This window comes from Mycobacterium sp. DHQP2018-32-09 (assembly GCF_058148405.1).
This window is the reverse complement of sequence record NZ_JBYVYK010000067.1, coordinates 1-25321: the sequence shown is the minus strand read 5'-3', so window position 1 is coordinate 25321 and position 25321 is coordinate 1. Positions and strand designations below refer to the sequence as shown.

Here is a 25321-nt window from a genome sequence, read left to right as displayed (position 1 = left end):
TGCCGCACCCGCGGCCGCGCCCGCCGCGCCTGCCGCGCCCGCCGGCGCTCCCAGTCCCCATGTCGCGCCCGCCGGCGCTCCGCGACCCGACGACATCGCGTTCGACGCCGCCGACGCCACCGTCGCGCTGATTGCACTGATGGCGAAGATGCGCCTCGACCAGATCGAGACGCTCGACTCCATCGAGTCCATCACCGACGGTGCGTCCTCGCGCCGCAACCAGCTGCTGGTCGACCTGGGCTCCGAACTGAACCTCGGCGCCATCGACGGTGCCGCCGAGGCCGACCTGGGCGCCCTCAAGGGACAGGTCTCCAAGCTGGCCCGCACCTACAAGCCGTTCGGCCCGGTGCTCGGCGACGCGATCAACGACCAGCTGCGCACGGTCTTCGGGCCGTCCGGCAAGCGTCCGGCTTACATCACCGAACGCGTCACCAAGACCTGGGAGCTGGGCCCGGGCTGGGCCAAGAACGTCACCGTCGAGGTGGCGCTCGGTACCCGCGAGGGCTCCAGCGTCCGTGGCGGCGCACTTGGCGGGCTGCACGACGGCGCGCTGGCCGACGCCGGTGCGGTCGACAAGGTCATCGACGCCGCGGTGCTCGCGGTTGGCGCTCGCAAGGGCGTGGCCGTGTCGATGCCGTCCGCCGGTGGCGGTGCCGGAGGTGTCGTGGACTCGGCGGCGCTCGGCGAATTCGCCGAGAAGGTGACCGGTCGCGACGGCGTCCTGGCTTCGACGGCACGGATGATCCTCAACCAGCTGGGCCTGGACCAGCAGGCGAGCGTCGGCGACACCGTCACCGACACCGATCTGATCGACCTCGTCAGCAGCGAATTGGGTTCGGACTGGCCGCGTCTGGTGGCGCCGTCGTTCGACGGTCGCAAGGCCGTCCTCTTCGACGACCGCTGGGCCAGCGCCCGTGAGGACCTCGCGCGGCTGTGGCTGGCCGAGGAGAGCGACATCGACGCCGACTGGCAGCGGCTCTCGGAGCGTTTCGAGGGTGCGGGTCACGTCGTTGCCACGCAGGCGAATTGGTGGCAGGGCAAGGCGCTGGCCGCCGGGCGCAACGTGCATGCCGCGCTCTACGGCCGGGCCGCCGCCGGTGCCGAGAACCCGGCCAAGGGTCGCTACGCCGACGAGATCGCCGTGGTCACGGGTGCCTCCAAGGGCTCGATCGCGGCCGCCGTCACCGCGCGCCTGCTGTCCGGCGGCGCCACGGTGATCGCGACGACGTCGCGGCTCGACGACAAGCGTCTCGCGTTCTACAAGGACCTCTACCGCGACAACGCCAGCTTCGGCGCGACGCTGTGGGTGGTGCCCGCCAACATGGCGTCGTACTCCGACATCGACGCACTGGTGGAGTGGGTCGGCAACGAGCAGTCCGAAAGCCTTGGGCCGCAATCGATCCACCTCAAGGACGCGCTCACCCCCACGCTGCTGTTCCCGTTCGCCGCACCGCGCGTGGCCGGGGACATGTCGGAGGCGGGTGCCCGCGCCGAGATGGAGATGAAGGTGCTGCTGTGGGCCGTGCAGCGGCTCATCGCCGGCCTGTCGCACATCGGCGCCGAGCGGGACATCGCGTCGCGGCTGCACGTCGTGCTGCCGGGCTCGCCCAACCGCGGCATGTTCGGCGGGGACGGGGCCTACGGCGAGGCCAAGTCGGCACTCGACGCCGTGGTCACCCGCTGGAAGGCCGAGACCTCGTGGTCGCAGCGAGTGTCGTTGGCGCACGCTCTGATCGGCTGGACCAAGGGCACCGGCCTGATGGGGCACAACGACGCCATCGCCGGGGCGGTCGAGGAAGCGGGCGTGACCACGTACACGACCGATGAGATGGCTGCCATGCTGCTGGACCTGTGCGACATCGAGTCGAAGGTCGCTGCCGCCCGGCAACCGCTGCAGGCCGACCTCACCGGTGGGCTCGGCGAGGTGGACATCGACCTGGCCGAGCTCGCGGCCAAGGCGCGTGAGGACATGGCGGGCGAGACCCGCGACACCGACGCCGACGACGTCGACCCGGGCACCATCCGGGCCTTGCCGTCGCCGCCGCGCGGCTTCACCGGCAACCCGACGCCGACGTGGACCGACCTCGACGTCGACCCCGCCGACCTGGTGGTGATCGTCGGCGGTGCCGAGCTGGGACCGTACGGCTCCTCGCGTACCCGGTTCGAGGTCGAGACCTCCGGCGAGCTGTCGGCGGCCGGCGTGCTGGAGCTGGCCTGGACCACGGGTCTGGTCAAGTGGGAGGACGACCCCAAGCCGGGTTGGTACGACACCCAGACCGGTGAGATGGTCGACGAGGGCGAGCTGGTGGAGCGCTACCACGACGCCGTGATCGAACGCGTGGGCATCCGCGAATGGGTGGACGACGGCGCCATCGATCCGGATCACGCAGCGCCGCTTCTGGTCTCGGTCTTCCTGGACAAGGACTTCACGTTCGTCGTGTCCTCGGAGGAGGAGGCCCGCGCCTTCGTCCAGTTCGATCCCGAGCACACGGTCATCGCCCCGGTTCCCGACAGCGGCGACTGGCAGGTGACCCGTCAGGCGGGTACCGAGATCCGCGTGCCCCGCAAGGTCAAGCTGTCGCGCACCGTGGGCGCGCAGGTGCCCACCGGGTTCGACCCGACGGTGTACGGCGTGACGCCGGACATGATGAACTCGATCGACCGGCTGGCGCTGTGGAACCTGGTCACCACCGTCGACGCGTTCCTGTCGTCGGGATTCAGCCCCGCGGAGCTGATGCGCTGGGTGCACCCGAGCCTGGTCGCCAGCACGCAGGGCACCGGCATGGGCGGCATGACGTCGATGCAGACGATGTACCACGGCAACCTGCTGGGCAGGAACAAGCCGAACGACATCCTGCAGGAGGTCCTGCCGAACGTCTTCGCCGGTCACGTCGTGCAGTCCTACGTGGGCAGCTACGGCGCGATGATCCACCCGGTGGGCGCGTGCGCCACGGCCGCGGTGTCGGTCGAGGAGGGCGTCGACAAGATCCGGCTGGGCAAGGCGCAATTCGTGGTGGCCGGTGGCTACGACGACCTGACGCTCGAGGCGATCATCGGCTTCGGTGACATGTCGGCCACCGCCGACACCGAGATGATGCGCGCCAAGGGCATCAGCGACGCGAAGATGTCACGCGCCAACGATCGCCGCCGGCTCGGCTTCGTCGAGGGCCAGGGTGGTGGCACCATCCTGCTCGCGCGCGGCGATCTCGCCCTGGAGATGGGGCTGCCCGTGATGGCGGTCGTCGGTTACGTGTCGTCGTTCGGCGACGGCGTGCACACGTCGATCCCGGCGCCGGGTCTCGGTGCGCTGGGTGCCGGTCGCGGTGGTAGGAAGTCGGAGCTGGCCAGGTCGCTGGCCAAGCTCGGCGTCACCCCCGACGACATCGCGGTGATCTCCAAGCACGACACGTCGACGCTGGCCAACGATCCCAACGAGACCGAGCTGCACGAGCGGCTCGCGAAGGCGATGGGGCGTTCGGAGGGCAACCCGCTGTTCGTGGTCAGCCAGAAGAGCCTGACCGGCCACAGCAAGGGCGGCGCCGCCGCGTTCCAGATGATGGGGCTGTGCCAGATCCTGCGCGACGGCGTCATCCCGCCGAACCGCAGCCTGGACTGTGTCGACGACGAGTTGTCGCACGCGTCGCACTTCGTGTGGGTGCGCGAGGCGCTGCACCTGGGGGACAAGCTGCCGCTGAAGGCGGGCCTGATCACCAGCCTCGGGTTCGGCCACGTGTCCGGCTTGATCGCCCTGGTCCATCCGCAGGCGTTCCTGGCCTCGCTCGACGAGGCGCAGCGCGCGGACTACCAGCGGCGTGCCGCGGAGCGCGTGGTCGCCGGGCAGCGCAGGTTGGCGTCGGCCATCGCCGGTGGTCCCGCGATGTACGAGAAGCCTGCCGACCGTCGCTTCAACCACGATGCGCCGCAGAGTGAGAAGCGTCAGGAAGCCGACATGCTGCTCGATCCGACGTCGCGTCTGGGCGCGGACGGTTGGTATGCCCGGTGACCGCCCGGGCGTGGGGTAGTTTCGCCGCGTGAGCAAAGCCAACGTGCGAAGCAAACGCACCGAACGTCCGGTCGCAGCCTGTGGGGTTGGCTCGTGAGCATCGTGGGAGTGGGTATCGACCTGGTGTCGATCCCGGACTTCGCCGAGCAGGTGGATCAACCCGGCACGGTGTTCGCCGAGACGTTCACCCCCGGTGAGCGCCGCGACGCCGCCGACAAGAGTTCGTCGGCGGCGCGGCACCTCGCCGCGCGCTGGGCGGCCAAGGAGGCCGTGATCAAGGCGTGGTCGGGATCGCGGTTCTCGAAGCGGCCGGTGCTGCCCGAGGGCATTCATCGCGACATCGAGATCGTCACCGACATGTGGGGGCGGCCCAAGGTGCGGTTGTCCGGCGCCATCGCCGAGCACCTCTCCGACGTCACCATCCACCTGTCACTGACGCACGAGAAGGACACCGCGGCAGCGGTCGCCGTCCTCGAGATCGTCTAGTGATTCGTGGAGTCTGCGTCGCGCTCGGCGCGACGCAGACTCCACGAATCGCGAGGGCTACTAGCCTTGACGCATGACTGATCTCGTCGCCCGCGTCCGGGACGTGCTGCCGTCGGTTCGCGCGGACCTGGAGGACCTGGTTCGCATCGATTCCGTGTGGGCGGACCCCGCCCGGCGCGAACGGGTGCGAGAGAGCGCCCGGGCGGTGGCCGGCCTGTTCACCGGAGTGGGCTTCGAGGACGTCCGCATCGTCAGCGAGGGGGGTGCCCCCGCCGTGATCGCCCGACATCCCGCACCCGCAGGCGCACCGACGGTGCTGCTGTACGCCCATCACGACGTGCAACCCGAAGGCGATCCCGCGCAATGGGATTCACCGCCGTTCGAACCCACCGAGCGGGACGGCCGGCTCTACGGCCGCGGCACCGCCGATGACAAGGCGGGCATCGCCACGCACCTGGCGGCGATGCGGGCGTTCGACGGTAAGCCCCCGGTGGGTGTCACGATCTTCGTCGAGGGCGAGGAGGAGTCCGGGTCGCCGTCGCTGAGCCGGCTGCTCGCCGCACATCGCGACCTGTTGGCCGCCGACGTCATCGTCATCGCCGACAGTGACAACTGGAGCACCGAGATCCCGTCGCTCACCGTCTCGCTGCGCGGGCTGGCCGACTGCGTCGTGGAGGTCGAAACCCTGGACCACGGGCTGCATTCCGGCATGTGGGGTGGTGTGGTGCCGGATGCGGTGTCGGCATTGGTGCGGCTGCTGGCCAGCCTGCACGACGACGACGGCAACGTGGCGGTGGCCGGTCTGCACGAGGGCACGGCCAGCGAGGTCGACTACACGCCCGAGCGGGTGCGCGCCGACACCGGGATGCTCGACGGTGTCCGCGAGATCGGGTCCGGCTCGGTGCCGCAACGGCTGTGGGCCAAGCCGGCGATCACGGTCATCGGCATCGACACGACGTCGATCGCGGCGTCGTCGAACACCCTGATCCCGCGGGCCAGGGCAAAGGTCAGCATGCGCGTGGCGCCCGGGGGCGACGCCGTCGCGCATCTGGAGGCCTTGCGCACGCATCTGGAGGCGCATGCCCCGTGGGGTGCGAAGGTCACCGTGACCCCCGGTGACGTCGGGCAGCCGTATGCCATCGACGCCAGCGGCCCGGTCTACGACGCGGCCCGGGCGGCGTTCCGCCAGGCGTGGGGCGCCGACGCCGTGGACACCGGCGTCGGCGGCTCCATTCCGTTCATCGCCGAGTTCGCCGCCGCGTTCCCCGCTGCCACGATCCTGGTGACGGGCGTGGAAGATCCCAACACGCAGGCGCACAGCGTCAACGAGAGCCTGCACCTGGGCGTACTGGAACGCGCGGCGACCGCCGAGACGCTGCTGCTGGCGGCGCTGGCGCCCTAGACGGAGATGTCGCGGCGCAGCTTGGCGACGTGCCCGGTGGCCTTGACGTTGTACTGGGCCACCTCGATGGTGCCCTGCTCGTCCACGACGAACGTGGAACGGATGACGCCCTGCACGGTCTTGCCGTACATCCGCTTCTCACCGAAGGCGCCCCATGCGGTGAGCACGGCCTTGTCGGGATCGGAGAGCAGCGGGAACGTCAGGCCCTGCTCGTCGCGGAACTTCGCCAGCTTGGCGGGCTTGTCGGGGGAGATGCCCACGACGTCGAGGCCGGCGTCGTTGAGTTCGGCGAGGTTGTCGCGGAAGTCGCACGCCTGCTTCGTGCAGCCGGGCGTCGAGGCTGCGGGGTAGAAGTACACGACCACCTTGCGTCCGGCGAAGTCGCTCAGCGAGACGGTGTTGCCGTCGGCGTCGGGCAAGCTGAAGGCGGGGGCCTTGTCGCCAACCTCGAGTCGGGGCGTCGGTGCCATGTTCGTGGGTCCTTCCGGTCGGCCGTGCGTGGCGGCGTCGGGTCGCTCAACTAGGGTAGTGCGGCAAGGGACACGGTGACTTGGAGGGCTGACGTGGCGGACAGGGATCCGGACAGCATCAAGCGGGACATCGACCAGGCGCGCGATCAGCTGGCCACCACGGTCGACAAGCTTGCGGAACGGGCAAATCCGCAGCGGCTGGCAGACGACGCCAAGGCCGGTCTCATCGAGTTCGTGAAGCGCCCCGTCGTGCTGGCGTCGATCGCCGGGCTGGGTGCCGTGGTGCTGGTGGTGTTGATCCGGCGTCGCTGAGCGCGTACCGGTTGGGCGACGGGAGGGTGCGAGCCCTCAGCGGCGTCGGCCGAAGCGGAAGAACTCCGCGAACGCCGAGCGCGGCGGGTTGGCGCGCATGCCCAGCCGGCTGCAGTTGTAGACGACGACCTCAGGTTGCGCGGAATCGTCGCGGTCGGCGTATTCCGGGCGGTCGGCGGAGCGGGTATCTGCCATCGATGTTGTCATCTGGCTAATACCTCCCCGTCCGTTCTCGCTGTTCGCGGGCAGAGGTCCCGCGGATTCAGCAGCTAACTCGGAGCCTACCAGGCTTTGTCGAGTTCCCGCGCGGCGTCTCTCCCGAAAACGCCTGATCATGGGATTTCGTCGACGTGCTGGCGTCGGTTTGCCGGGGGCGAACGGCTGACGATGGCGGGAATTCCAGCACATTCGCGATCGTGACGACGAGCGTCGCTGGTCGACGCGGGTGGGGCGTGACCGGCTACCACCGGGGCCTTGCTGCCGGCTACGCGTCGGCGTCAGCCGTGGCCGCTGGCGACGTGTTCGCCGGCCAGGGCGCAGGACGCTCTGGTCAGCAGTGCCACGGGCAACACCGTGCGGCGGCGCAGTCTGCGGGCGGGGTCGTCGATGCGGGCGAACAGGCGCTCGGCGGCGAAGCGTCCCATGGCCTCACCGTCCTGGTCGACGACGGTGACGGCGGGCTTGAGTGCCGTCGCGGTGGGGAAGTCGCCGAAGCCGATCACCGCGACGTCCTCGCGGGCCAGGGTCTGCAGGGCCGTCACCACCGACACGGTGCACCGGGCATTGGACGAGAACACCGCCGTGGGCGGCTCGGGCGCGTCGAGCATCCGCTCGAGCGCGGCCGTGATGGTCGCAGCGTCCACGGCGCCGAGGTGGGCCAGGTCGTCCGGGTGGGGCAGTTCGGCCTGCGCGAGCGCGCGCCGGCACCCTTGCAGGCGCAGCCTGCCGGTGACCACGTCGTCACCGCAGAACGCGATCCGGCGATGTCCGTGCGAGATCAGGTGCGCGGTGGCCTCGGCGCCGCCGCCGACGTCGTCTTGGACCACCGCGTCGGCGGCCAGCTTGCCGGGCACCCGGTCGACGAAGACCAGGGGCGTACGCGCCTGCCACGGGCGCAGGAACGACATGTCGGGTCCCACCGGGCAGATGATCATGCCCGCCACCCGGCGGTGCAGGACGGCCTCGATGGACTGCTGCTCGTGCGTCGGTTCCCAGCCGACGCTGGTGACGATGACGGCGACGCCGCGACGGCTGGCCTCGTGCTCGACGGCGTCGATGATGCTGGCGAAGAAGGGGTCGGCGACGCCGGGTACCGCCACGCCGATCGCCGCGTCCCGCCCGGTGCGGAACGTCACCGCCAACATGTTTGGTACGTAATGCAATTCGGCAATGGCCTGCTCGACGCGCTGGCGGACGTCGGCGGACACGTAGCGATCGTCGTTGACCACGCGGGAGACGGTCTTGGTGCTGACGCCGGCGCGTTCGGCCACGTCCCGCATCGTCGCCATCGCGCCGCCTCCTTCGTCAGGCGCACAGTATGTCACCGATGTCAGCCGCATCGCCGCTACTTTTCTGACACCGGTGACATGCGCGCGCCGAGGGCGTACCGCGAGGGCACGATGCAGGCACTGGTGGCCTGGGACCCTGGCGCCTGCGACGGTCGCGACTTCTGCGTGGTGGTCGTGGTCCGCCGCCCTGGACGACCCTGGCGCAGATCTCGCGCACGCACGACAGCCTGGAAACGACGAAGACCCCGCCGAGGCGGGGTCTTCGTGGTGGTGCGCCGTCAGGGTTTCGAACCCCGGACCCGCTGATTAAGAGTCAGCTGCTCTACCAACTGAGCTAACGGCGCGCGGAGAAGACCATAACAGGCGGGGCGGCTGAGATGAAATCGGCTGGTCGGAGGGCCCGCTGAGGACCCCCTCAGGCGCGGTGTAACGAACGCGCCCGCGTCGCCGGTTTCCCTTAGACTACTGCCAAGTAGTTGGGGGAAACTCCCAGGAATCAACGGTGGGCGAGGTGGAGCAAGCATGTGGCGAGTCCGATCGGTGACCCGTCCGCGTTCGAGGTCGACGAGGGTGGCGGCGATTCTCCTGGTGCCCGCGCTCGCGCTGGGTGTCGGCGCGTGCTCCAGCACGCCGTCGGCCGCCCCGCAGCCGCAGACCATCACCGACAAGGGCACCCCCTTCGCCGACCTGCTGGTGCCCAAGCTGACGGCGTCGGTCACCGACGGTGCGGTGGGCATCACCGTCGACGCGCCCGTGACCGTCAGCGCCGAGGACGGCGTGCTGGGCTCGGTCACCATGACCGATGCCAGCGGTGAGACCGTCAGCGGCAAGCTCAGCGCCGACGGGCTGACGTGGCGCACCACCGATCCGCTGGACTACAACGCGAAGTACACGGTGACGGCGAAGGCGTTGGGGTTGGGCGGGGTGACCAGTCGCTCCATGACGTTCCGGACGCATTCGCCGGAGAACCTCACCATGCCGTACGTGTTGCCCAACGACGGTGAGGTCGTCGGGGTGGGACAGCCCGTCGCCGTCCGCTTCGACGAGAACATCCCCAACCGCGCGGCCGCCGAGAAGGCGATCACCGTGACCACCAATCCCAAGGTGGAGGGCGCGTTCTACTGGCTCAACAACCGCGAGGTGCGCTGGCGCCCCGCCGAGTACTGGAAGCCGGGCACCACCGTCGACGTCGCGGTGAACACCTACGGCGTGGACCTGGGCGGCGGGCTCTTCGGCCAGGAGAACGTGACGACGCACTTCACGATCGGTGACCAGCTGATCGCGACGGCCGACGACACCACCAAGACGCTGACCGTCCGCCGCAACGGCGAGATCGTCAAGACCATGCCCATCTCGATGGGCAAGAACAGCACGCCGACCAACAACGGCGTCTACATCGTGGGTGACCGGTTGGCGCACATGGTGATGGACTCGTCGACGTATGGGGTTCCGGCCAACTCGCCCAACGGGTATCGCACGGAGGTGGACTTCGCCACCCAGATGTCCTACAGCGGCATCTACGTCCACGGCGCGCCGTGGTCCGTGGGCAGTCAGGGCTACAGCAACGTCAGCCACGGATGCCTCAACGTCAGCACGTCCAACGCGCAGTGGTTCTACGAGAACACCAAGCGCGGCGACATCGTGGAGGTGTCCAACACCGTGGGATCGGTCCTGCCGGGCACCGATGGGCTGGGGGACTGGAACATCCCCTGGGACCAGTGGAAGGCCGGGAACGCCAACGTCTGACGCGCGATTCGTGGAGTTTCCGTCGCGGTGAGCGCGACGGAAACTCCACGAATCGCGCCCGGACAACGAAAAAGTGGGAGGGCCCGAAGGCCCTCCCACCTGCTCGGGTGGCTGACGGGACTCGAACCCGCGACAGCCAGGATCACAACCTGGTGCTCTACCAACTGAACTACAGCCACCATTGCCACTCGCGAGAGCAGCGACGTAGATACTAACCGGTCGAGGGCCCCGCGGCCGAATCGGAGTCCTTCGGCGGGCCGAGTTCGGCGGCCACCGCCGCGATGTCGCTGGTGGACGGGCCGGGCGCCGCCACGAACGCGGTCTGGCGGTAGTACTTCAGCTCGCGGATGGACTCGTGGATGTCGGCCAGCGCCCGATGGGCGAGCCCCTTCTCCGGCTGGCCGAAGTAGATCCGCGGGTACCAGCGGCGGCACAACTCCTTGATCGAGCTGACGTCGATCATCCGGTAGTGCAGGTAGTCGTCGAGGGCCGGCATGTCGCGTGCGATGAACCCGCGGTCGGTGGCGATCGAGTTGCCGCACAGCGGCGCCGTCTTGGCCTGCTTGACGTGCTCGCGCACGTAGTCGAGGACGAGTTTCTCGGCCGTCGCGACGTCGGTGGTCGACGTCCGCACCTCCTCGGTGAGCCCCGACTTGCGGTGCATCGTCGCCACCACCTCGACCATGCCGTCGAGCGCCGCGTCGTCGGCGTGGATCACCACGTCGATGCCGTCGCCCAGGACGTTGAGTTCCGCGTCGGTGACCAGAGCCGCGATCTCGATGAGCCGGTCGGACCCCAGGTCCAGCCCCGTCATCTCGCAGTCGATCCACACCAGTTCGTCACGCACAGCGATCCAGGGTATGCCGTCGCTCCGACGGTGTCGTCGCGAGCCGTGCCGCCGCGCAGGTCGGCCGGGTAGGTTCTGCCCATGACCGCTGACCCGGCCGCCACCCCCGCATGTCAGATCGCCGCTGGTTACGCCGCAGCCGGCCCCGCGCTCGAACTCGGCAGCGTCGTCGTCGACGGGGTCGTCGACCCGGCTGCGCGCGTGCGCATCCCGCTGGCCACCGTCAACCGTCACGGACTGGTGGCCGGCGCGACCGGCACCGGCAAGACCAAATCGCTGCAGGTGCTGGCAGAACAGCTGTCGGCCGCTGGAGTGCCGGTGGTCATGGCCGACGTCAAGGGTGACCTGTCGGGCCTGTCCTGCGTCGGCGCCACCAGCGACAAGACGACCCAGCGCGCCACCGACACCGGTGACGACTGGGCCCCCACCGCCTACCCCGTGGAATTCCTGTCGCTCGGCACCGCGGGCGTCGGCGTGCCGGTCCGTGCCACGATCACCAGCTTCGGGCCCATCTTGCTGTCGAAGGTGTTGGGGCTCAACGCCACTCAGGAATCCACGCTGGGCTTGATCTTCCACTGGGCCGACCAGCAGGGGCTCGCCCTGCTGGACCTCAAGGACTTGCGCGCGGTCATCCAGTACCTCACCAGCGCAGAAGGCAAGCCGGCCCTCAAGGAACTCGGCGCCGTCTCGACCACGACGGCCGGGGTCATCCTGCGCGCCCTGGTCAACCTGGAGGCCGACGGCGGCGACACGTTCTTCGGGGAGCCGGAACTGGAGCCCAAGGACCTGATGCGCCGCGACGAGCAGGGCCGCGGCGTCATCACGCTGCTGGAACTCGGGGCCGACGCGGCGCGCCCCGTGCTGTTCTCGACGTTCCTGATGTGGGTGCTGGCCGATCTGTTCACCACCCTGCCCGAGGTGGGGGACGTCGAGCAGCCGAACCTGGTGTTCTTCTTCGACGAGGCGCACCTGCTGTTCGACGACGCGTCCAAGGCGTTCCTCGGCCAGGTGGAGCAGACGGTGAAACTCATCCGCTCCAAGGGGGTCGGCGTGTTCTTCTGCACCCAGCTGCCCACCGACGTGCCCAACGAGGTGCTCTCACAGCTCGGGGCGCGCATCCAGCACGCCCTGCGCGCCTTCACGCCCGACGACCAGAAGGCACTGGCCAAGACCGTGCGCACCTATCCCAAGACCGACGTCTACGACCTCGAGGAGGCGCTGACGTCGTTGGGCATCGGCGAGGCCGTCGTCACCGTGCTCTCGGAGCGCGGTGCGCCGACACCGGTGGCGTGGACGCGCATGCGGGCGCCGCGGTCGTTGATGGACACCATCGGCACCGACGCGATCTCGGCCGCCGCCAAGGCATCCGCGCTGCAGGCCGAGTACGGGCAGACCATCGACCGGGAGTCGGCCTACGAGCGCCTCACCGCCCGCGTCGCCGAACCGCCCGCACCCCCGGGGCCGCCGACGCCGCCCGCCGGAGACCTCCCCCCGCCGGTGTACGTGCCGCCTGCCGGGGGTACGTGGGAGCCCCCGCCGACGACCTGGGGCGGCGAGCCGGCCGGGCCCAGCGTCTTCGAGAAGGTCATCGACAGCCCGGCGTTCAAGAGCGCGATGCGGTCGGCGGGCACGGTGATCGGCCGCGAGATCACCCGCAGCATCTTCGGCACCGGACGGCGCCGCCGTCGCTAGCTGCCGCAGGGCCGGCGGGGACTAGCTGCCGCCCAGCTTCTTGTAGACGGCGCCGACGATGGGCGTGACGATCGCACGCGGGGCGTAGCCGCTGGCCACCGACATCGCCTTGGACGTGACGCCGGGGACCACCCGCATCTTGTTGTCGTTCAGACCGTCCAGCGAGACCTTGGCGGTGTACTCGGTGTCGATCCACAGGAAGTCCGGGATGAGCTTCTCCACCAGCGACTGGTCGTCGGGGTCGGGCAGCTCGGTGCGCACCGGGCCGGGCGCCAGCAGCGTCACGTGGATGCCCAGCGGCTTGAGTTCGCCACGCAGTGACTCGCTGAAGGTGTTGGCGAAGGCCTTGGACGCGGCGTAGGTGGCGTTGTTGGGGATGGGGGAGTTGCCGGCCGCCGAGCCCGAGATCAGGATGCCGCCGGCACGCTTGCGCACCATGTTCGGCAGCACGGCCAGCACCAGGTCGTGCACGCCGAGCACGTTGAGCTGCACCTGGTCGCGCTCGCCCTGAGGGTCGAGGTCGGCGATCGAGCCGAAGGTGGCGGTGCCGGCGTTGGCGCACAGGATGGACACGTTGCGCCCCGACAGTTCGTCGCAGAACGTCGCCCGCGCGGCGGGGTCGGTCAGGTCGAGGGCGCGCACCTCGACGGTGACGCCGTAGCGGTCGGTCAGCCGCGCCGCGAGATCGGTCAGCTTGTCCTCGCGGCGCGCCGTCACGATCAGGCTGTGCCCGCGCGCAGCGAGTTCCGTGGCGAGCGCTTCGCCGATGTTCTGCGAGGCGCCGGTGACGACCGCGCGGGCGTCGGGATGGGGAGCGGGTACGGACATGGCGCCAATCGTAGGGACCAATAGAGTGCAGGCATGAGCAGCCCCGGTCCGGGGTCGCCGAGTCCCGGCCGGTCGCGCGTCGCTGCGTGGGCGCTGTGGGACATGGGCGCCACCGGGATGAACGCCATCGTCGTGACCTTCGTCTTCTCGGTCTACCTCACCGGGCAGGTCGGCGTCGGCCTGTCGGGTCCCACGACGCCGGCGGAGTGGTTGGGCCGGGCGCTGACGGTGTCGGGGCTGGTGGTCGCCGTCCTGGCGCCCGCGACGGGCATCTGGGTCGACGCCGCGCACCGCCGCCGCATCGTGCTGACGGTGCTGACGGGCGTCGCGGTGGCGCTGACCGCGTCGATGAGCCTGATCCGCGCCGACCCCGACTATCTGTGGGCCGGTCTGGCGCTGCTCACCTGTACCGCGGCCTGCAGTGACCTCGCCACCGTGCCGTACAACGCGATGCTGCGCGAGCTGTCGACACCGGCCACGTCTGGCCGCATCTCCGGAATGGGTGCGGCGGCAGGCTATTTCGGCAGCGTGGCATTACTGCTGATCGTGTACCTCGGGCTCATCGCCGGCGACGGTGACACCCGGGGGCTGCTCGGCGTCCCCGCCGAGGACGGCTGGCCGGTGCGCTCGGCCATGCTGCTGACGGCGGCGTGGTTCCTGCTCTTCGCCCTTCCGCTGGTGCTCGCCAGGGGGCGGGGCACGCCCGAGGACGCGCCGCCCACCGTGAGCCCGCTGGGTGCCTACCGCAAACTGTGGGCCGAGCTGACCGATCAGTGGCGGCGCGACCGCAACATCGTCTTCTATCTGGTGGCCAGCGCGATCTTCCGTGACGGTCTGACGGGCGTGTTCACCTTCGGCGCCGTGCTCGGCGTCACGGTCTACGGCGTCTCACAGGCCGACGTGCTGCTGTTCGGCGTGTGCGCCTGCGTGGTGGCGGCCGTCGGCGCCGTGCTGGGCGGCATGCTCGACGATCGCGTGGGGTCCAAGCCCGTCATCGTCGGTTCGCTGACGTCGATGATCGTGGTCGCGGGCCTGCTGATGACCCTCGACGGGCCGACGGCGTTCTGGATCTGCGGCCTGCTGCTGTGCTTGTTCATCGGCCCCACCCAGTCGTCGGCGCGTACCCAGATGCTGCGGTTGACCACCGAGGGCAAGGAGGGCGTGACGTTCGGCCTCTACACGACGACGGGACGGGCGGCGACGCCGCTGGCGCCCTGGCTGTTCGCGACGTTCATCGCGGTCTTCGGGACCGATCGTGCCGGCATGGGCGGGCTGGTGACGGTGCTGGTGTTGGGCTTGGTCGCGATGCTGCTGGTGCGGACGCCGTCGTCAGATCGGGCTGCAGACCGTCAGGCCTGAACCGGTGCGTTGCTGCACCAGGGTGTCGTCCACGGAGATCGAGCACGTGATGTCGCGGCCGACGTTGATGATGCTGACGCTGGCCGACCCCTTCGCCGGCGCGGCCAGGGAGACCTCCTTGCGCCACGGCAGCATCACGTTGAACTCGGTCTGGAAGACGCCGCCGGTGTCGATGTAGGTGATGTTGATGGCGCGGCCCTCGCCCTCGACGTCGTAGACGACGGTCTCGGTGCCTCCTGGGGCCGGAGCGCCGGGGGAGGTCGTCTGACCCGGCGAGGTGGTGGCGGTCGGCGGCAGTGGGATCGGCGTCCGCGTGGTGGTGGGCGCGCGGCTCGAGGTGCTGGGGGCGGTGCGCAGCGTCGGTTCCGGCGGCGAGTTGGGCGGTGCGACGACGGTCTGCGATTGCGACCCGTTGACGACGACGAGCGCGATGACCAGCCCGATGACGATGACCACCGACAGCGCCGCCAGTGCCCACAGCCACAGTGCTCGCCCCGGCTTCTCGGGTTCGGGTGGCTCAGGTGGTCCGCCCTGCACGTACTGGGTTCCGTACGGACCGGTGTAGGGGGCGTTGGGCGGCGGCTGCTGACCGTACGGCGAGTAGGCGGGGAACTGCTCGGTGGGTGGCACCGGCGCCTGGTACGGCAGCTGACGTGACGGGTCGTAGGGCGCCTGGTTCGCGTAGGCCGGGTCGGCGTGACCGGGCTGACCGTAGGGCGCCTGCTGGGTCGGCGGTTCGTGCCCGTCGTGCCGTGCAGACTCGTCGCGTCGTGAAGACCCTGTCATGCCCACCTCATGTGCCACACGGTACCCGCGCGGCGTGGCGCGGCATCGCCTGCCGAGCGTGGTCGGCTTGCCCGGCTGCGCTGCGTTTAGCCCAATTTTCGCCGGGGTAAGCCAAGATCACGCGTCACGGAGGCGCTCGAGGGACGGAGGCCTGCAATGCGAGGTGGCGGAATTCTCGGCGTCATCGTACTCGTCTGGCTCTTGATCGGCGTGGTCGCGACCTACCAGCGCGGCTACTTCGAGACCAGCGAAAACAACTGCGGCACAGCGGGAACCATTGCATTGACGGTGGTGGCTGGGCCGCTCAACTACGCGGGAGTCAATCCCAAGGTCACTGACTGCAAGCTGCCGCAGCCCAGCCAGTAACCGGCGTCACCGGGCGCCGCGCGCCCACCACGGGAAAGGAAGTCATCATGATCGCCATCGGAGCCATCCTGCTCATCCTGGGACTGATCTTCGGCGTGCCGATTCTCACGTACGTCGGCGTCGTCGCCCTGGTCATCGGTGCCGTGTTCTGGTTGCTCGGCGCCATGGGCCACGCCGTCGGCGGTAGGCGCGTCTGGTACTAGTCCTCGCGGCGAGCCGACAACGCCGCCACCGTCATCGCGCGCAGCATGTGGCGCGACGAGGGTGGCGGCGTGGTCGTGCGTACGCTGTGCGGCGTCGAGTTGATCAGTCCGAAGCTGGCGTGGGCCATCAACCTCGCGTCGTCGTCGGCCAGGCTGGGGTCGCGGCGGCGCAGCGCCTCGACCCAGATCTCCACGTATTGCCGTTGCGCCCGGCGTACCTGTCGCCTGGCTGAGGCGGGTAGGTGGCCCAGGTCGCGGTCCTGGATGCGGATCAGGTCCGACTCGCCGAGGGCGAAGTCCAGGTGGAAGTCGATCAACGCCTCGACGGTCGTCGCCGGATCGGCGGCCTGCTCGACGACGCCCCGCGCGCCGTCGAGCAGTCGGGTGCTGATCCCGACGAGGATCTCGACGAGCAAGGCTTCCTTGTTCGCGAAGTGCCGGTAGATGGCGGGGCCGCTGACACCGGCGGCCGCGCCGATGTCCTCGAGACGAACCGCGAGATAGCCGCGCTCGGCGACGAGTCGTTCGGCGGCGGCGACGATCTGGTCTCGGCGATCGGACTTGGCCTTGCTGCGCCGGGTCTCGGCGGGCGTTTCGGCGGCACCGGTCTTCGCCATCGGCTCACCTCCCGGGGCATGGACAGTCGGGTTAATGGCGACTAACATACCATCAGTTAGTCGTCATTAACTCAACTGAAGCGAGTCTCTCGGATGCCGACGCGGCCCAACCATTCCGACCAGCATCGCGCGCTGGTCGAGGAACTGCGCGCCAAACTGGCCACCGCCGCGCGCGGCGGCCCGGAACGCGCCAGGGAGCGGCACGTCGGCCGCGGGAAGCTGCTGCCGCGGGATCGCGTCGACGGGCTGCTGGATCCCGGCTCGCCCTTCCTGGAGATCGCCCCGCTCGCGGCAGACGGAATGTACGGCGACGAGTGCCCCGGCGCGGGAATCATCACCGGGATCGGCAGGGTCTCCGGGCGGGAGTGCATGGTCGTCGCCAACGACGCCACGGTCAAGGGCGGCACCTACTATCCGATCACGGTGAAGAAACACCTGCGCGCGCAGGAGATCGCCGGCCAGAATCGGCTGCCATGCCTCTACCTGGTCGACTCCGGGGGAGCGTTCCTGCCGCGTCAGGACGAGGTGTTCCCCGACCGGGAGCACTTCGGTCGTATCTTCTTCAATCAGGCCAACCTCAGCGCCCAGGGCATCCCCCAGATCGCCGCGGTCCTCGGATCCTGCACCGCGGGCGGCGCCTACGTGCCCGCGATGAGCGACGAGGCCGTCATCGTGCGCAACCAGGGCACGATCTTCCTCGGTGGCCCGCCGTTGGTGAAGGCCGCGACCGGCGAGATCGTCAGCGCCGAGGACCTCGGCGGCGGCGACCTGCACGCCAAGGTGTCCGGTGTCGCCGACCATCTGGCCCACGACGACCGAGACGCGCTGCGGATCGTGCGCGACATCGTCGCGACCCTCGGCCCGCGGACGGCCACGCCGTGGACCGTCGTCCCCACCGTCGACCCCGTTGCCGACCAGCACGAGCTGTACGACGTCGTACCCACCGACTCCCGGGTGCCCTACGACGTCCACGAGGTGGTGATGCGCATCGTCGACGGCGGCGACTTCACCGAGTTCAAGGCCGAATACGGGACCACCCTCGTCACCGGCTTTGCCCGCATCCACGGGCATCCCGTCGGCATCGTCGCCAACAACGGGGTGCTGTTCGGGGAGTCCGCCCTCAAGGGTGCGCACTTCATCGAACTGTGCGACAAGCGTTCGGTGCCTCTGCTGTTCCTGCAGAACATCGCGGGCTTCATGGTGGGGCGCGACTACGAGGCGGGCGGCATCGCCAAGCACGGCGCCAAGATGGTGACCGCGGTGGCTTGTGCCCGGGTGCCGAAGCTGACGGTGGTGATCGGCGGATCGTATGGGGCAGGCAACTATTCGATGTGCGGCCGAGCCTATTCGCCGCGCTTCCTGTGGATGTGGCCCAATGCGCGCATCTCGGTGATGGGCGGCGAACAGGCCGCGTCGGTACTCGCGACGGTCCGCGGCGACATGACCGCCGACGAGGAGGAGGCGTTCAAGGCGCCGATCCGGGAGCAGTACGAGCGGCAGGGCAACCCGTACTACTCGACGGCCCGCCTCTGGGACGACGGCGTGATCGACCCCGCCGACACGAGAACCGTCGTCGGACTTGCGCTTTCGGTGGTCGCACAGGCTCCGCTGGAGCCGGTGTCCTACGGCGTGTTCAGGATGTGAGGAACGTGTTCGACACGATTTTGATCGCCAACCGCGGCGAGATCGCCGTGCGGGTCATCCGCACCCTGCGCACCATGGGCATCCGCTCGGTGGCCGTCTACAGCGACGCCGACGCCGGCGCCCGCCACGTCGCCGAGGCCGACGCGGCGGTGCGACTGGGACCCGCACCTGCCAGGCAGAGCTATCTGTCGATCGACGCCGTACTGGACGCCGTCGCCCGCACCGGTGCCCAGGCCGTGCACCCGGGGTACGGGTTCCTCTCGGAGAACGCGGCTTTCGCCGACGCGCTGGAGCGCGCCGGGGTGGTCTTCATCGGACCGCCAGCAGCGGCCATCCGGACCATGGGCGACAAGATCACCGCCAAGGCCACGGTGTCGGCATTCGGGGTGCCGGTGGTGCCGGGCATCTCCCGGCCCGGGCTCACCGACGACGATCTGATCGCCGGGGCCACCGAGGTCGGGTACCCGGTGCTGGTCAAGCCCTCGGCGGGCGGTGGCGGGAAGGGCATGCGCGTCGTGCACGACGCCGCCGGGCTGCCCGCCGCCCTGGTGTCGGCCCGGCGTGAAGCGGCAGCGGCCTTCGGTGACGACACGCTGTTCCTCGAGCGATTCGTGCAGCGCCCCAGGCACGTCGAGGTGCAGGTGGTCGCGGACGGACACGGCAACGTCGTGCACTTCGGCGAACGCGAATGCAGCCTGCAGCGCCGACACCAAAAGGTCATCGAGGAGGCGCCGTCACCGCTGCTCGATGCCGCCACCCGGGAACGCATCGGCGCCGCGGCATGCGCCACCGCCCGAAGTGTCGACTACGCCGGCGCGGGCACCGTGGAGTTCATCGTCTCCGCGGACCGGCCGGACGAGTTCTTCTTCATGGAGATGAACACGCGCCTGCAGGTCGAACACCCGGTCACCGAAGAGGTCACCGGCGTGGACTTGGTCGAATTGCAGGTGCGGGTGGCCGCCGGCCACGCGTTGGGGGTGACGCAGGACGACGTCCGGATGACGGGGCACGCCATCGAGGCGCGCGTCTACGCCGAGGACCCCGGCACGGGCTTCCTGCCCACCGGCGGCACCGTCCTCGACGTCGTCGAAAGTCCAGACGCACGCACGGATTCCGGCATCCAGCCGGGGACGGTGGTGGGCAGTGACTACGACCCGATGCTGGCGAAGGTGATCGTCCACGCCCAGGATCGCCCCGCCGCGCTGGCGGCACTCGATCGAGCCCTGGCCGACACCGCGGTGCTCGGTGTCACCACCAACGTCGACTTCCTACGGTTCCTGCTCGCCGACTCGGACGTCGCCGCCGGGCATCTCGACACCGGTCTGCTCGACCGACGGCTCCCGGACTACGTGCCCCACGCCGCGGGCGATCGCGAGCTGATCGCCGCCGCCGCCTACCGCTGGCTGGCTCGCTGGGAGGCGGCGAGTGACGACCCGTGGACGCGGCCTTCCGGCTGGCGCACCGGAACGCATGCGGCCACGACCGTGCGGTTGCGTGCCGGCGGGCGCGTCGAGCACGTGTCGGTGACCGGGGTTCCCGGGGACGCGTCGGCGTGGATCGAGGACGGGGACGCGCATGCCGTGACGGCCTCCCTCGACGGACGCCGCCTGCTGGTCACCGTGGACGGGGTGCGGACGTCCTACGTCGCGGCCGAGCGTGCCGGCGTCGTCTGGCTGGCAGGCGACGGCCACGTGGTCCAGACCGAGGAGGTGCGCGAAGCGCCGGTGCGCCCCGACGACGAGCATGCCGGCGACGCCGAGCTGTGCAGCCCCATGCCGGGGTCCGTGGTCGCCATCGGGGTCGAGGACGGGACGGTCGTCAGCGCGGGCGGCGTCGTCGTCACCGTCGAGGCCATGAAGATGGAACATGCGCTGTCGGCCCCCGTCGACGGCACCGTCGCACTGCTCGTCGCCGTCGGCGACCAGGTCAAGGTGGGTCAGCCCTTGGCCCGAATCACTGCGTCCACCAAGGAGTCCGACAATGACCGATCAGCGAGAAGCGGAGCCGACCACGCATGAGTGACTTCCTGTCCACCGGGACCCTGCCGGACCACTACGCCGATCTGGCCAAGACGGTGCGCGAGTTCGCCCAGACGGTCGTGGCACCCGTCGCGGCCAAGCACGACAAGGAGCACTCGTTCCCCTACGAGGTGGTCGACGGCATGGCCGACATGGGGCTGTTCGGTCTCCCGTTCCCCGAGGAGTACGGCGGCATGGGGGGCGACTACTTCGCGCTCTGCCTGGCCCTCGAGGAACTGGGAAAGGTGGACCAGAGCGTGGCCATCACCCTCGAGGCGGGCGTCTCGCTGGGAGCGATGCCCGTGTACCGCTTCGGTTCCGACGAACAACGCCGGGAGTGGCTGCCGTTGCTGGCGTCGGGCAAGGCGCTGGGTGCCTTCGGTCTCACCGAGGCCGGTGGCGGTACCGACGCCGGGGCCACCAAGACCACGGCGCGGCTCGACGGCGACCACTGGGTGATCAACGGTTCCAAGCAGTTCATCACGAACTCGGGAACCGACATCACGAAGTTGGTGACCGTCACCGCGGTCACCGGGGACGTCGCGGGCAAGAAGGAGATCTCGACCATCCTGGTGCCGGTTCCGACCACCGGCTTCACGGCAGAACCTGCCTACGACAAGGTGGGCTGGAACGCCTCGGACACGCACCCGTTGAGCTTCGACGACGTACGGGTACCCGCGGCGAACCTGCTCGGACAGCGCGGTCGTGGCTATGCGAACTTCCTGCGGATCCTCGACGAGGGACGCATCGCCATCGCCGCGTTGTCTGTCGGCGTTGCGCAGGGATGCGTCGACGAGTGCGTGCGTTACGCCAAGCAGCGCGAGGCCTTCGGTGCCGCCATCGGGAGGTATCAGGCGATCGCGTTCAAGATCGCCCGGATGGAGGCCCGGGCACACGCGGCGCGGGCCGCCTACTACGACGCCGCCGCACTCATGCTGTCCGGCAAGCCCTTCAAGAAGGCTGCGGCCGTCGCCAAGCTGGTGGCCAGCGAGGCGGCCATGGACAATGCGCGCGATGCCACGCAGGTGTTCGGCGGTTACGGCTTCATGAACGAGTACACCGTGGCCCGGCACTACCGCGACAGCAAGATCCTCGAGATCGGCGAGGGCACCACCGAGGTGCAGCTGATGCTCATCGCCAGGGAGGCCGGTCTGTGACCGACGACGCGACACCGTCGAAGGTGGTGGTGCAGCGCGGCCTGTGGTTCGAGGAGTTCGAGACCGGGGTGCGTTACGAGCACCGCCCGGGTCGGACGATCACCGAGGCGGACAACGTGCTGTTCACCACGCTGACGATGAATACCCAAGCGCTGCACCTGGATGCGGCGTTCGCCGACGCGCAGCCGCCGTTTCATCAGCGGCTGGTGAACTCGATGTTCACGCTGTCGACGCTCGTCGGGCTGTCCGTCGCCCAGCTCACGCAGGGGACCATCGTCGGCAATCTGGGCTTCGGCGAGGTGGCCTTCCCGAAGCCGCTGTTCCACGGTGACACCCTCTACGCCGAGACGGAGGTCGTCGACAAGCGGGTGTCGAAGAGCCGGCCGGGGGAGGGCATCGTGACCCTGCAGCACGTCGGGCGCAATCAACACGGCGACGTCGTCGTCACCGCAACGCGCAAGACCATGGTGCGCACGCGGCCGGTGTCCTGATGGCGCTTCACACTCCAGGTCCGGGCTGGTTGTTCTGCCCCGCCGACCGTCCCGAGCGTTTCGAGAAGGCCGCCGCGGCAGCCGATGTCGTCATCCTCGATCTGGAGGACGGGGTGGCCGCCAAGGATCGGGAGGCCGCGAGGGCGGCACTGCTCGAGGCGCCGCTCGACCCTGGCCGCACGGTCGTGCGGATCAACCCCGCGGGTACGGCCGACCATGCGGCAGACCTGGACGTGCTCCTGCGCACCGACTACGCGACCGTGATGCTCGCCAAGACGGAGTCCGCCGAGCAAGTCACCGCGCTGGCCCCTCTGAACGTCGTGGTGCTGGTCGAGACGCCGATGGGTGCGCTGGCCGTGGCCGACGTCGCCCGCGCAGGCAACGCCTACGCCGTGATGTGGGGCGCCGAGGACCTGTTCGCCGCCACGGGTGGCACCGCCAATCGGTGGCCCGACGGCAGCTACCGCGACGTCGCGCGGCACGTGCGCTCGCAGACGCTGCTGGCGGCCAAGGCCTACGGCAAGCTGGCCCTGGATTCGGTGTATCTCGACATTAAGGACCTCGACGGCCTGCGCGCCGAGAGCGACGACGCCGTCGCGGTCGGCTTCGACGCCAAGGTGGCCATCCATCCGACACAGGTCACCGTCATCCGCGATGCCTACACTCCCAGTGTGGCGCAGGCTGATTGGGCGCGGCGCGTGTTGGCGGCGGCGAGCGCCGAGCGTGGCGTCTTCGCGTTCGAGGGCCTGATGGTGGACGCGCCGGTGCTGCGGCGTGCCGAGCGCATCGTCGCCTTGGCTCCCCGTCCTGGGGCCTGACGACTCAGCGCTTCTTCGCTGCTGCCAATCGCGCTGCGAATTCCGGTGATTCGATGGACGCCGCCTGCGGGCCGATCTCGACGTCGACCGCCATGCGGTGCTGCTCGAGGTCCACGACTCCTGGGTTGGCGGTGGCGCGCATCGACGCCTTCGTGGCGATCACGACGTCGCGGGGCGCGGACGCGGGCCCAGCCGCCAAGCGGAGCGCGGCGGCTACCGGGTCGGCGGCAACCTCGAGCGCCAGTCCGTGGCGCACGGCGGCGTCGGCGTCGAAGCGCATCCCGAAAAGCAAGGCAGCACGGGCTACTTCGACACCCGCGGCGCGTTGCAGCATCCACGTCGCACCGCCGCCGGGGTGGATGCCCAGCTTCTGGAACCGTGGGTCGAAGAGGGCATCCGGCCCGGCGATCCGGACGTCGGCGGCGAGGGCCAGGTTCAATCCGGCGCCGACCGCCGGGCCGTTCACGGCTGCGATGGTCGGCAGCGAGCACTGGGCGACGGCCAGGAAGCCGTCGTAGATCACCCGCAGGCCCGTTTCGGTGGCCGAGCCCAGCGCCGTCAGGTCGGCTCCCGCGCAAAACGCCTTGCCTGCCCCGGTGACGACGATGGCGTGCACGTCCGGGTCGGCTTCGGCGGATTCGACGGCAGCGCGCAGTGCGGCCGAGCTGTCGGCGGTGACGGCGTTGCGCCGTTCGGGGTCGTTGACGGTGATGACGGCGACGCGGTCGTCGACCCGCGTCAGTACGAGATCGGACACGCCCTCAGCGTAGTGCCGCGGCGTGTTCCGCCTGCTGCAGTTGGTGAAAGGGTAGTAATCCCAGTTCAGGGCCATTTTTGGATGATTTTCGGCCGCGTCGAGTGCTACCGGCGCGTGGCGGTCCTGTCACGGAGCCGGATCGCCTTCGCAACGGATCGATAAACCTCGATATTGCCTTCCGAGTCAAAAAATGAGTCGGCCGTACCTTCAGCGTGACCACAGGGTCCAACGAGCTGGAGGACAGATGTCACCGACGAGCAAGCGCCTCACGATGAGCGCTATTGCGATCACCGCCATGTGGTGGCCAATCGTGCTGCCGGGTTCGGTGGGCATGGCCGCGCCGGCCAATCAGTCGGCGGGCGGATCGGGCGGCGTGCCGTGCGCGGGCATGATGCAAACCCTCTCTTCCACGCCGGCCAACGTGCCGGGGGCCCTGCAGAGCGCGACGTCGATCTTGACCGGCGCCGGTGCACCGCCGAACTCCGTCGTGGTCCCCCCGGCGTCGAGCGCGGCATCGGCGGCCAGCGGTGCCGCTGGTGGTGCCGGCGGTGGTGCCGGGGCTGGTGGTGCGGGCGCTGCTGGAGCTGGTGGTGCGGGCGCTGGTGGAGCTGGTGGTGCGGGCGCTGGTGGAGCTGGTGGTGCGGGAGCCGCCGGTGCCGGAGCCGGTGGCGCGGGTGGTGCCGGTGCTGGTGGTGCCGGAGCCGGTGGTGCGGGTGGTGCCGGAGCTGGCGCTGGTGGCGCGGGTGGTGCCGGAGCTGGCGCTGGTGGCGCGGGTGGTGCCGGTGCTGGTGGTGCCGGTGCTGGCGGTGCTGGTGGTGCCGGAGCTGGTGGCGGTGCCGGAGCCGGCGGTGCAGGTGGACCCGCGGTTGGTGCGATTCAGGACATGGCCGCCGTGGCCGATGCCGCGGGCAACGCCGGTGGTGGTGCCGCCAACGGCGCCGCAGGTACGGGCGGTGGCGCCGGAGCCGGAAGCGGCACCGGCGCCGGAGCCGAGGCAGGTCTGGTGCAGGACGCCGCGGCCGTCGCCCCTCCCGTCGGCGCTCCGATCGACGGTGCATCGGGTGCGGCACCCGCGGCCGTGGTGCCCGCGGATGGCCTTGCCGCGGTCCCCGGAGGTGGCGGTGCCCCCGCTGCTGGTGGCGCACCGGTCGGTGGGGGTGCCCCGGGTGGTGGCGGTGTTCCCGTGGGTGGTGGCGCCCCGGGTGGTGGCGGTGTTCCCGTGGGTGGTGGCGCCCCAGGAGGTGGCGGTGTGCCCGTCGGTGGTGGAGTTCCCGCCGGCGGTGGTGCCGGGGGAGGCGCGCCGGTCGGTGGCGGAGCTGGTGGTGGCGCGCCCGCGGGCGGCGTTGCCGGTGGCGGGGCGCCCGGCGGCGGAGCGGCCGGTGGTGGTGCGCCCGCAGCAGGTGGTGGTGCGACCGGTGGTGGTGCACCCGTCGCCGCGTCGCTACCCGGTGCCGAGGTGAACGTCGGCGGTGTGCCTGCCGGTGGTGCCGTCGAGGCAGGGGTGCCCGCCGCGGTCCAGGTTCCCGCTGCAGCCACGGTCGAGACCTCCAGCGGTGTCGCCGGTGGCGCTCCCGCGGCCGCGCAGACGATTGCCGGAATTCCCGGTAGCGGGGCGCTGGGCGGCATCCCCGGGATCGGGATCCCGAGCATCAGCGTGCCGATGATCGCACCTCCTTCGGCCGGTGGTGTGCCACTCGGGCTGCCGTCTGCCGCGCTCAGCGCGCTGCCGGGTGCTGCCACGGCAGGCGGCGGTGGCGGTGCTGCCGCCGGCGGCGGTGCGGCCGGTGCTGCCGGCGCAGCAGGCGCTCCCG

Annotated in this window: 23 protein-coding genes, 2 tRNA genes and 1 pseudogene; 16 read left to right on the top strand and 10 right to left on the bottom strand. The window is 70.0% G+C overall.

Annotated features, from left to right (window positions below):
* The 3 genes from AC30CM_RS24520 to AC30CM_RS24510 all read left to right on the top strand — a co-directional run.
* Positions 1 to 4003 (top strand): beta-ketoacyl synthase N-terminal-like domain-containing protein (locus AC30CM_RS24520; protein ID WP_490119517.1); only part of this gene is annotated, 4003 nt, incomplete at its 5' end.
* 93 nt (positions 4004 to 4096) lie between these two features.
* Positions 4097 to 4489, top strand: coding sequence for a holo-ACP synthase AcpS (acpS, locus tag AC30CM_RS24515; RefSeq protein ID WP_490119516.1), 393 nt, complete (start codon positions 4097 to 4099; stop codon positions 4487 to 4489).
* A gap of 73 nt (positions 4490 to 4562) precedes the next feature.
* Complete coding sequence (locus AC30CM_RS24510) at positions 4563 to 5891, top strand: dipeptidase (RefSeq protein ID WP_490119515.1); 1329 nt, start codon at positions 4563 to 4565, stop codon at positions 5889 to 5891.
* Here the strand turns inward: AC30CM_RS24510 and bcp are convergent.
* Positions 5888 to 6361 carry a thioredoxin-dependent thiol peroxidase gene (gene bcp, locus AC30CM_RS24505; protein WP_490119514.1) on the bottom strand — a complete coding sequence of 158 codons (474 nt, stop codon included), beginning with the start codon at positions 6359 to 6361 and terminating at the stop codon, positions 5888 to 5890. The two genes, AC30CM_RS24510 and bcp, sit on opposite strands and share 4 nt — an antisense overlap.
* 93 nt (positions 6362 to 6454) lie before the next feature.
* On the opposite strand from bcp, the gene AC30CM_RS24500 reads away from it, so the two are divergent.
* Positions 6455 to 6673: a DUF3618 domain-containing protein gene (locus AC30CM_RS24500; protein ID WP_490119513.1), complete on the top strand. Its 219-nt coding sequence runs from the start codon at positions 6455 to 6457 to the stop codon at positions 6671 to 6673.
* Between the two features lie 36 nt (positions 6674 to 6709).
* On the opposite strand, the gene AC30CM_RS24495 is transcribed toward AC30CM_RS24500, so the two are convergent.
* The 3 genes from AC30CM_RS24495 to AC30CM_RS24485 all read right to left on the bottom strand — a co-directional run bounded on the left by AC30CM_RS24495 (position 6710) and on the right by AC30CM_RS24485 (position 8525).
* A complete protein-coding gene (locus tag AC30CM_RS24495; RefSeq protein ID WP_490119512.1) occupies positions 6710 to 6868 on the bottom strand; it encodes a hypothetical protein in 159 nt (52 codons plus the stop codon).
* Between the two features lie 302 nt (positions 6869 to 7170).
* Positions 7171 to 8181 (bottom strand): LacI family DNA-binding transcriptional regulator, encoded by a 1011-nt coding sequence (locus AC30CM_RS24490; protein WP_490119511.1) that lies wholly within the window; start codon positions 8179 to 8181, stop codon positions 7171 to 7173.
* 268 nt (positions 8182 to 8449) lie between these two features.
* A tRNA-Lys gene (locus AC30CM_RS24485) sits at positions 8450 to 8525 on the bottom strand.
* Between the two features lie 178 nt (positions 8526 to 8703).
* On the opposite strand from AC30CM_RS24485, the gene AC30CM_RS24480 reads away from it, so the two are divergent.
* Complete coding sequence (locus AC30CM_RS24480; protein ID WP_490119510.1) at positions 8704 to 9927, top strand: L,D-transpeptidase; 1224 nt, start codon at positions 8704 to 8706, stop codon at positions 9925 to 9927.
* A gap of 106 nt (positions 9928 to 10033) precedes the next feature.
* Here AC30CM_RS24480 and AC30CM_RS24475 read toward each other — a convergent pair.
* Together AC30CM_RS24475 and orn are read right to left on the bottom strand one after the other, a co-directional pair.
* Positions 10034 to 10106 (bottom strand) — tRNA-His (locus AC30CM_RS24475).
* Positions 10107 to 10138: 32 nt separating this feature from the next.
* A complete protein-coding gene (gene orn / locus AC30CM_RS24470) occupies positions 10139 to 10774 on the bottom strand; it encodes an oligoribonuclease (protein WP_490119509.1) in 636 nt (211 codons plus the stop codon).
* A gap of 81 nt (positions 10775 to 10855) precedes the next feature.
* Between orn and AC30CM_RS24465 the strand changes: the two genes are divergently transcribed.
* Positions 10856 to 12466 (top strand): helicase HerA-like domain-containing protein, encoded by a 1611-nt coding sequence (locus AC30CM_RS24465; protein WP_490119508.1) that lies wholly within the window; start codon positions 10856 to 10858, stop codon positions 12464 to 12466.
* Between the two features lie 21 nt (positions 12467 to 12487).
* Here the strand turns inward: AC30CM_RS24465 and cmrA are convergent, their stop codons facing one another.
* The gene (gene cmrA, locus AC30CM_RS24460; RefSeq protein ID WP_490119507.1) at positions 12488 to 13294 is read right to left on the bottom strand and encodes a mycolate reductase; all 807 of its coding nucleotides are present in this window, start codon (positions 13292 to 13294) and stop codon (positions 12488 to 12490) included.
* A gap of 33 nt (positions 13295 to 13327) precedes the next feature.
* Here cmrA and AC30CM_RS24455 point away from each other — a divergent pair, with 33 nt between their 5' ends.
* Positions 13328 to 14653, top strand: coding sequence for an MFS transporter (locus tag AC30CM_RS24455; RefSeq protein ID WP_490119506.1), 1326 nt, complete (start codon positions 13328 to 13330; stop codon positions 14651 to 14653).
* On the opposite strand, the gene AC30CM_RS24450 is transcribed toward AC30CM_RS24455, so the two are convergent.
* Positions 14624 to 15439 (bottom strand): MmpS family transport accessory protein, encoded by an 816-nt coding sequence (locus AC30CM_RS24450; RefSeq protein ID WP_490119505.1) that lies wholly within the window; start codon positions 15437 to 15439, stop codon positions 14624 to 14626. The genes AC30CM_RS24455 and AC30CM_RS24450 overlap by 30 nt on opposite strands.
* 156 nt (positions 15440 to 15595) lie before the next feature.
* Between AC30CM_RS24450 and AC30CM_RS24445 the strand changes: the two genes are divergently transcribed.
* Together AC30CM_RS24445 and AC30CM_RS24440 are read left to right on the top strand one after the other, a co-directional pair.
* On the top strand, positions 15596 to 15805 hold the full coding sequence (locus AC30CM_RS24445; protein WP_490119504.1) for a hypothetical protein: 210 nt from the start codon (positions 15596 to 15598) through the stop codon (positions 15803 to 15805).
* A gap of 47 nt (positions 15806 to 15852) precedes the next feature.
* Positions 15853 to 16008, top strand: a complete 156-nt coding sequence (locus tag AC30CM_RS24440) for a DUF6131 family protein (RefSeq protein WP_490119503.1) — start codon at positions 15853 to 15855, stop codon at positions 16006 to 16008.
* Here the strand turns inward: AC30CM_RS24440 and AC30CM_RS24435 are convergent.
* On the bottom strand, positions 16005 to 16625 hold the full coding sequence (locus AC30CM_RS24435; protein WP_490119502.1) for an SACE_7040 family transcriptional regulator: 621 nt from the start codon (positions 16623 to 16625) through the stop codon (positions 16005 to 16007). The genes AC30CM_RS24440 and AC30CM_RS24435 overlap by 4 nt on opposite strands.
* A gap of 93 nt (positions 16626 to 16718) precedes the next feature.
* Between AC30CM_RS24435 and AC30CM_RS24430 the strand changes: the two genes are divergently transcribed.
* The 5 genes from AC30CM_RS24430 to AC30CM_RS24410 are packed head-to-tail and all read left to right on the top strand — an operon-like array spanning position 16719 to position 22753.
* Positions 16719 to 18269 carry a carboxyl transferase domain-containing protein gene (locus AC30CM_RS24430; protein ID WP_490119501.1) on the top strand — a complete coding sequence of 517 codons (1551 nt, stop codon included), beginning with the start codon at positions 16719 to 16721 and terminating at the stop codon, positions 18267 to 18269.
* 5 nt (positions 18270 to 18274) lie between these two features.
* Positions 18275 to 20287, top strand: a complete 2013-nt coding sequence (locus tag AC30CM_RS24425; protein WP_490119500.1) for an acetyl/propionyl/methylcrotonyl-CoA carboxylase subunit alpha — start codon at positions 18275 to 18277, stop codon at positions 20285 to 20287.
* On the top strand, positions 20284 to 21444 hold the full coding sequence (locus AC30CM_RS24420; protein ID WP_490119499.1) for an acyl-CoA dehydrogenase family protein: 1161 nt from the start codon (positions 20284 to 20286) through the stop codon (positions 21442 to 21444). The genes AC30CM_RS24425 and AC30CM_RS24420 overlap by 4 nt, the downstream gene beginning before the upstream one ends.
* Positions 21441 to 21935 carry a MaoC family dehydratase gene (locus AC30CM_RS24415; protein WP_490119498.1) on the top strand — a complete coding sequence of 165 codons (495 nt, stop codon included), beginning with the start codon at positions 21441 to 21443 and terminating at the stop codon, positions 21933 to 21935. The genes AC30CM_RS24420 and AC30CM_RS24415 overlap by 4 nt, the downstream gene beginning before the upstream one ends.
* The gene (locus tag AC30CM_RS24410) at positions 21935 to 22753 is read left to right on the top strand and encodes an HpcH/HpaI aldolase/citrate lyase family protein (protein WP_490119497.1); all 819 of its coding nucleotides are present in this window, start codon (positions 21935 to 21937) and stop codon (positions 22751 to 22753) included. Before AC30CM_RS24415 ends, AC30CM_RS24410 begins: the two co-directional genes overlap by 1 nt.
* Before the next feature lie 4 nt (positions 22754 to 22757).
* On the opposite strand, the gene AC30CM_RS24405 is transcribed toward AC30CM_RS24410, so the two are convergent.
* Positions 22758 to 23510, bottom strand: coding sequence for an enoyl-CoA hydratase (locus AC30CM_RS24405; RefSeq protein WP_490119496.1), 753 nt, complete (start codon positions 23508 to 23510; stop codon positions 22758 to 22760).
* A 527-nt stretch (positions 23511 to 24037) separates the two neighbouring features.
* On the opposite strand from AC30CM_RS24405, the gene AC30CM_RS24400 reads away from it, so the two are divergent.
* Together AC30CM_RS24400 and AC30CM_RS24395 are read left to right on the top strand one after the other, a co-directional pair.
* Positions 24038 to 24970, top strand: a complete 933-nt coding sequence (locus tag AC30CM_RS24400; protein WP_490119495.1) for a hypothetical protein — start codon at positions 24038 to 24040, stop codon at positions 24968 to 24970.
* A pseudogene (locus AC30CM_RS24395) lies at positions 24967 to 25321 on the top strand (hypothetical protein); the annotation flags it as partial. The gene AC30CM_RS24400 and the pseudogene AC30CM_RS24395, both read left to right, overlap by 4 nt.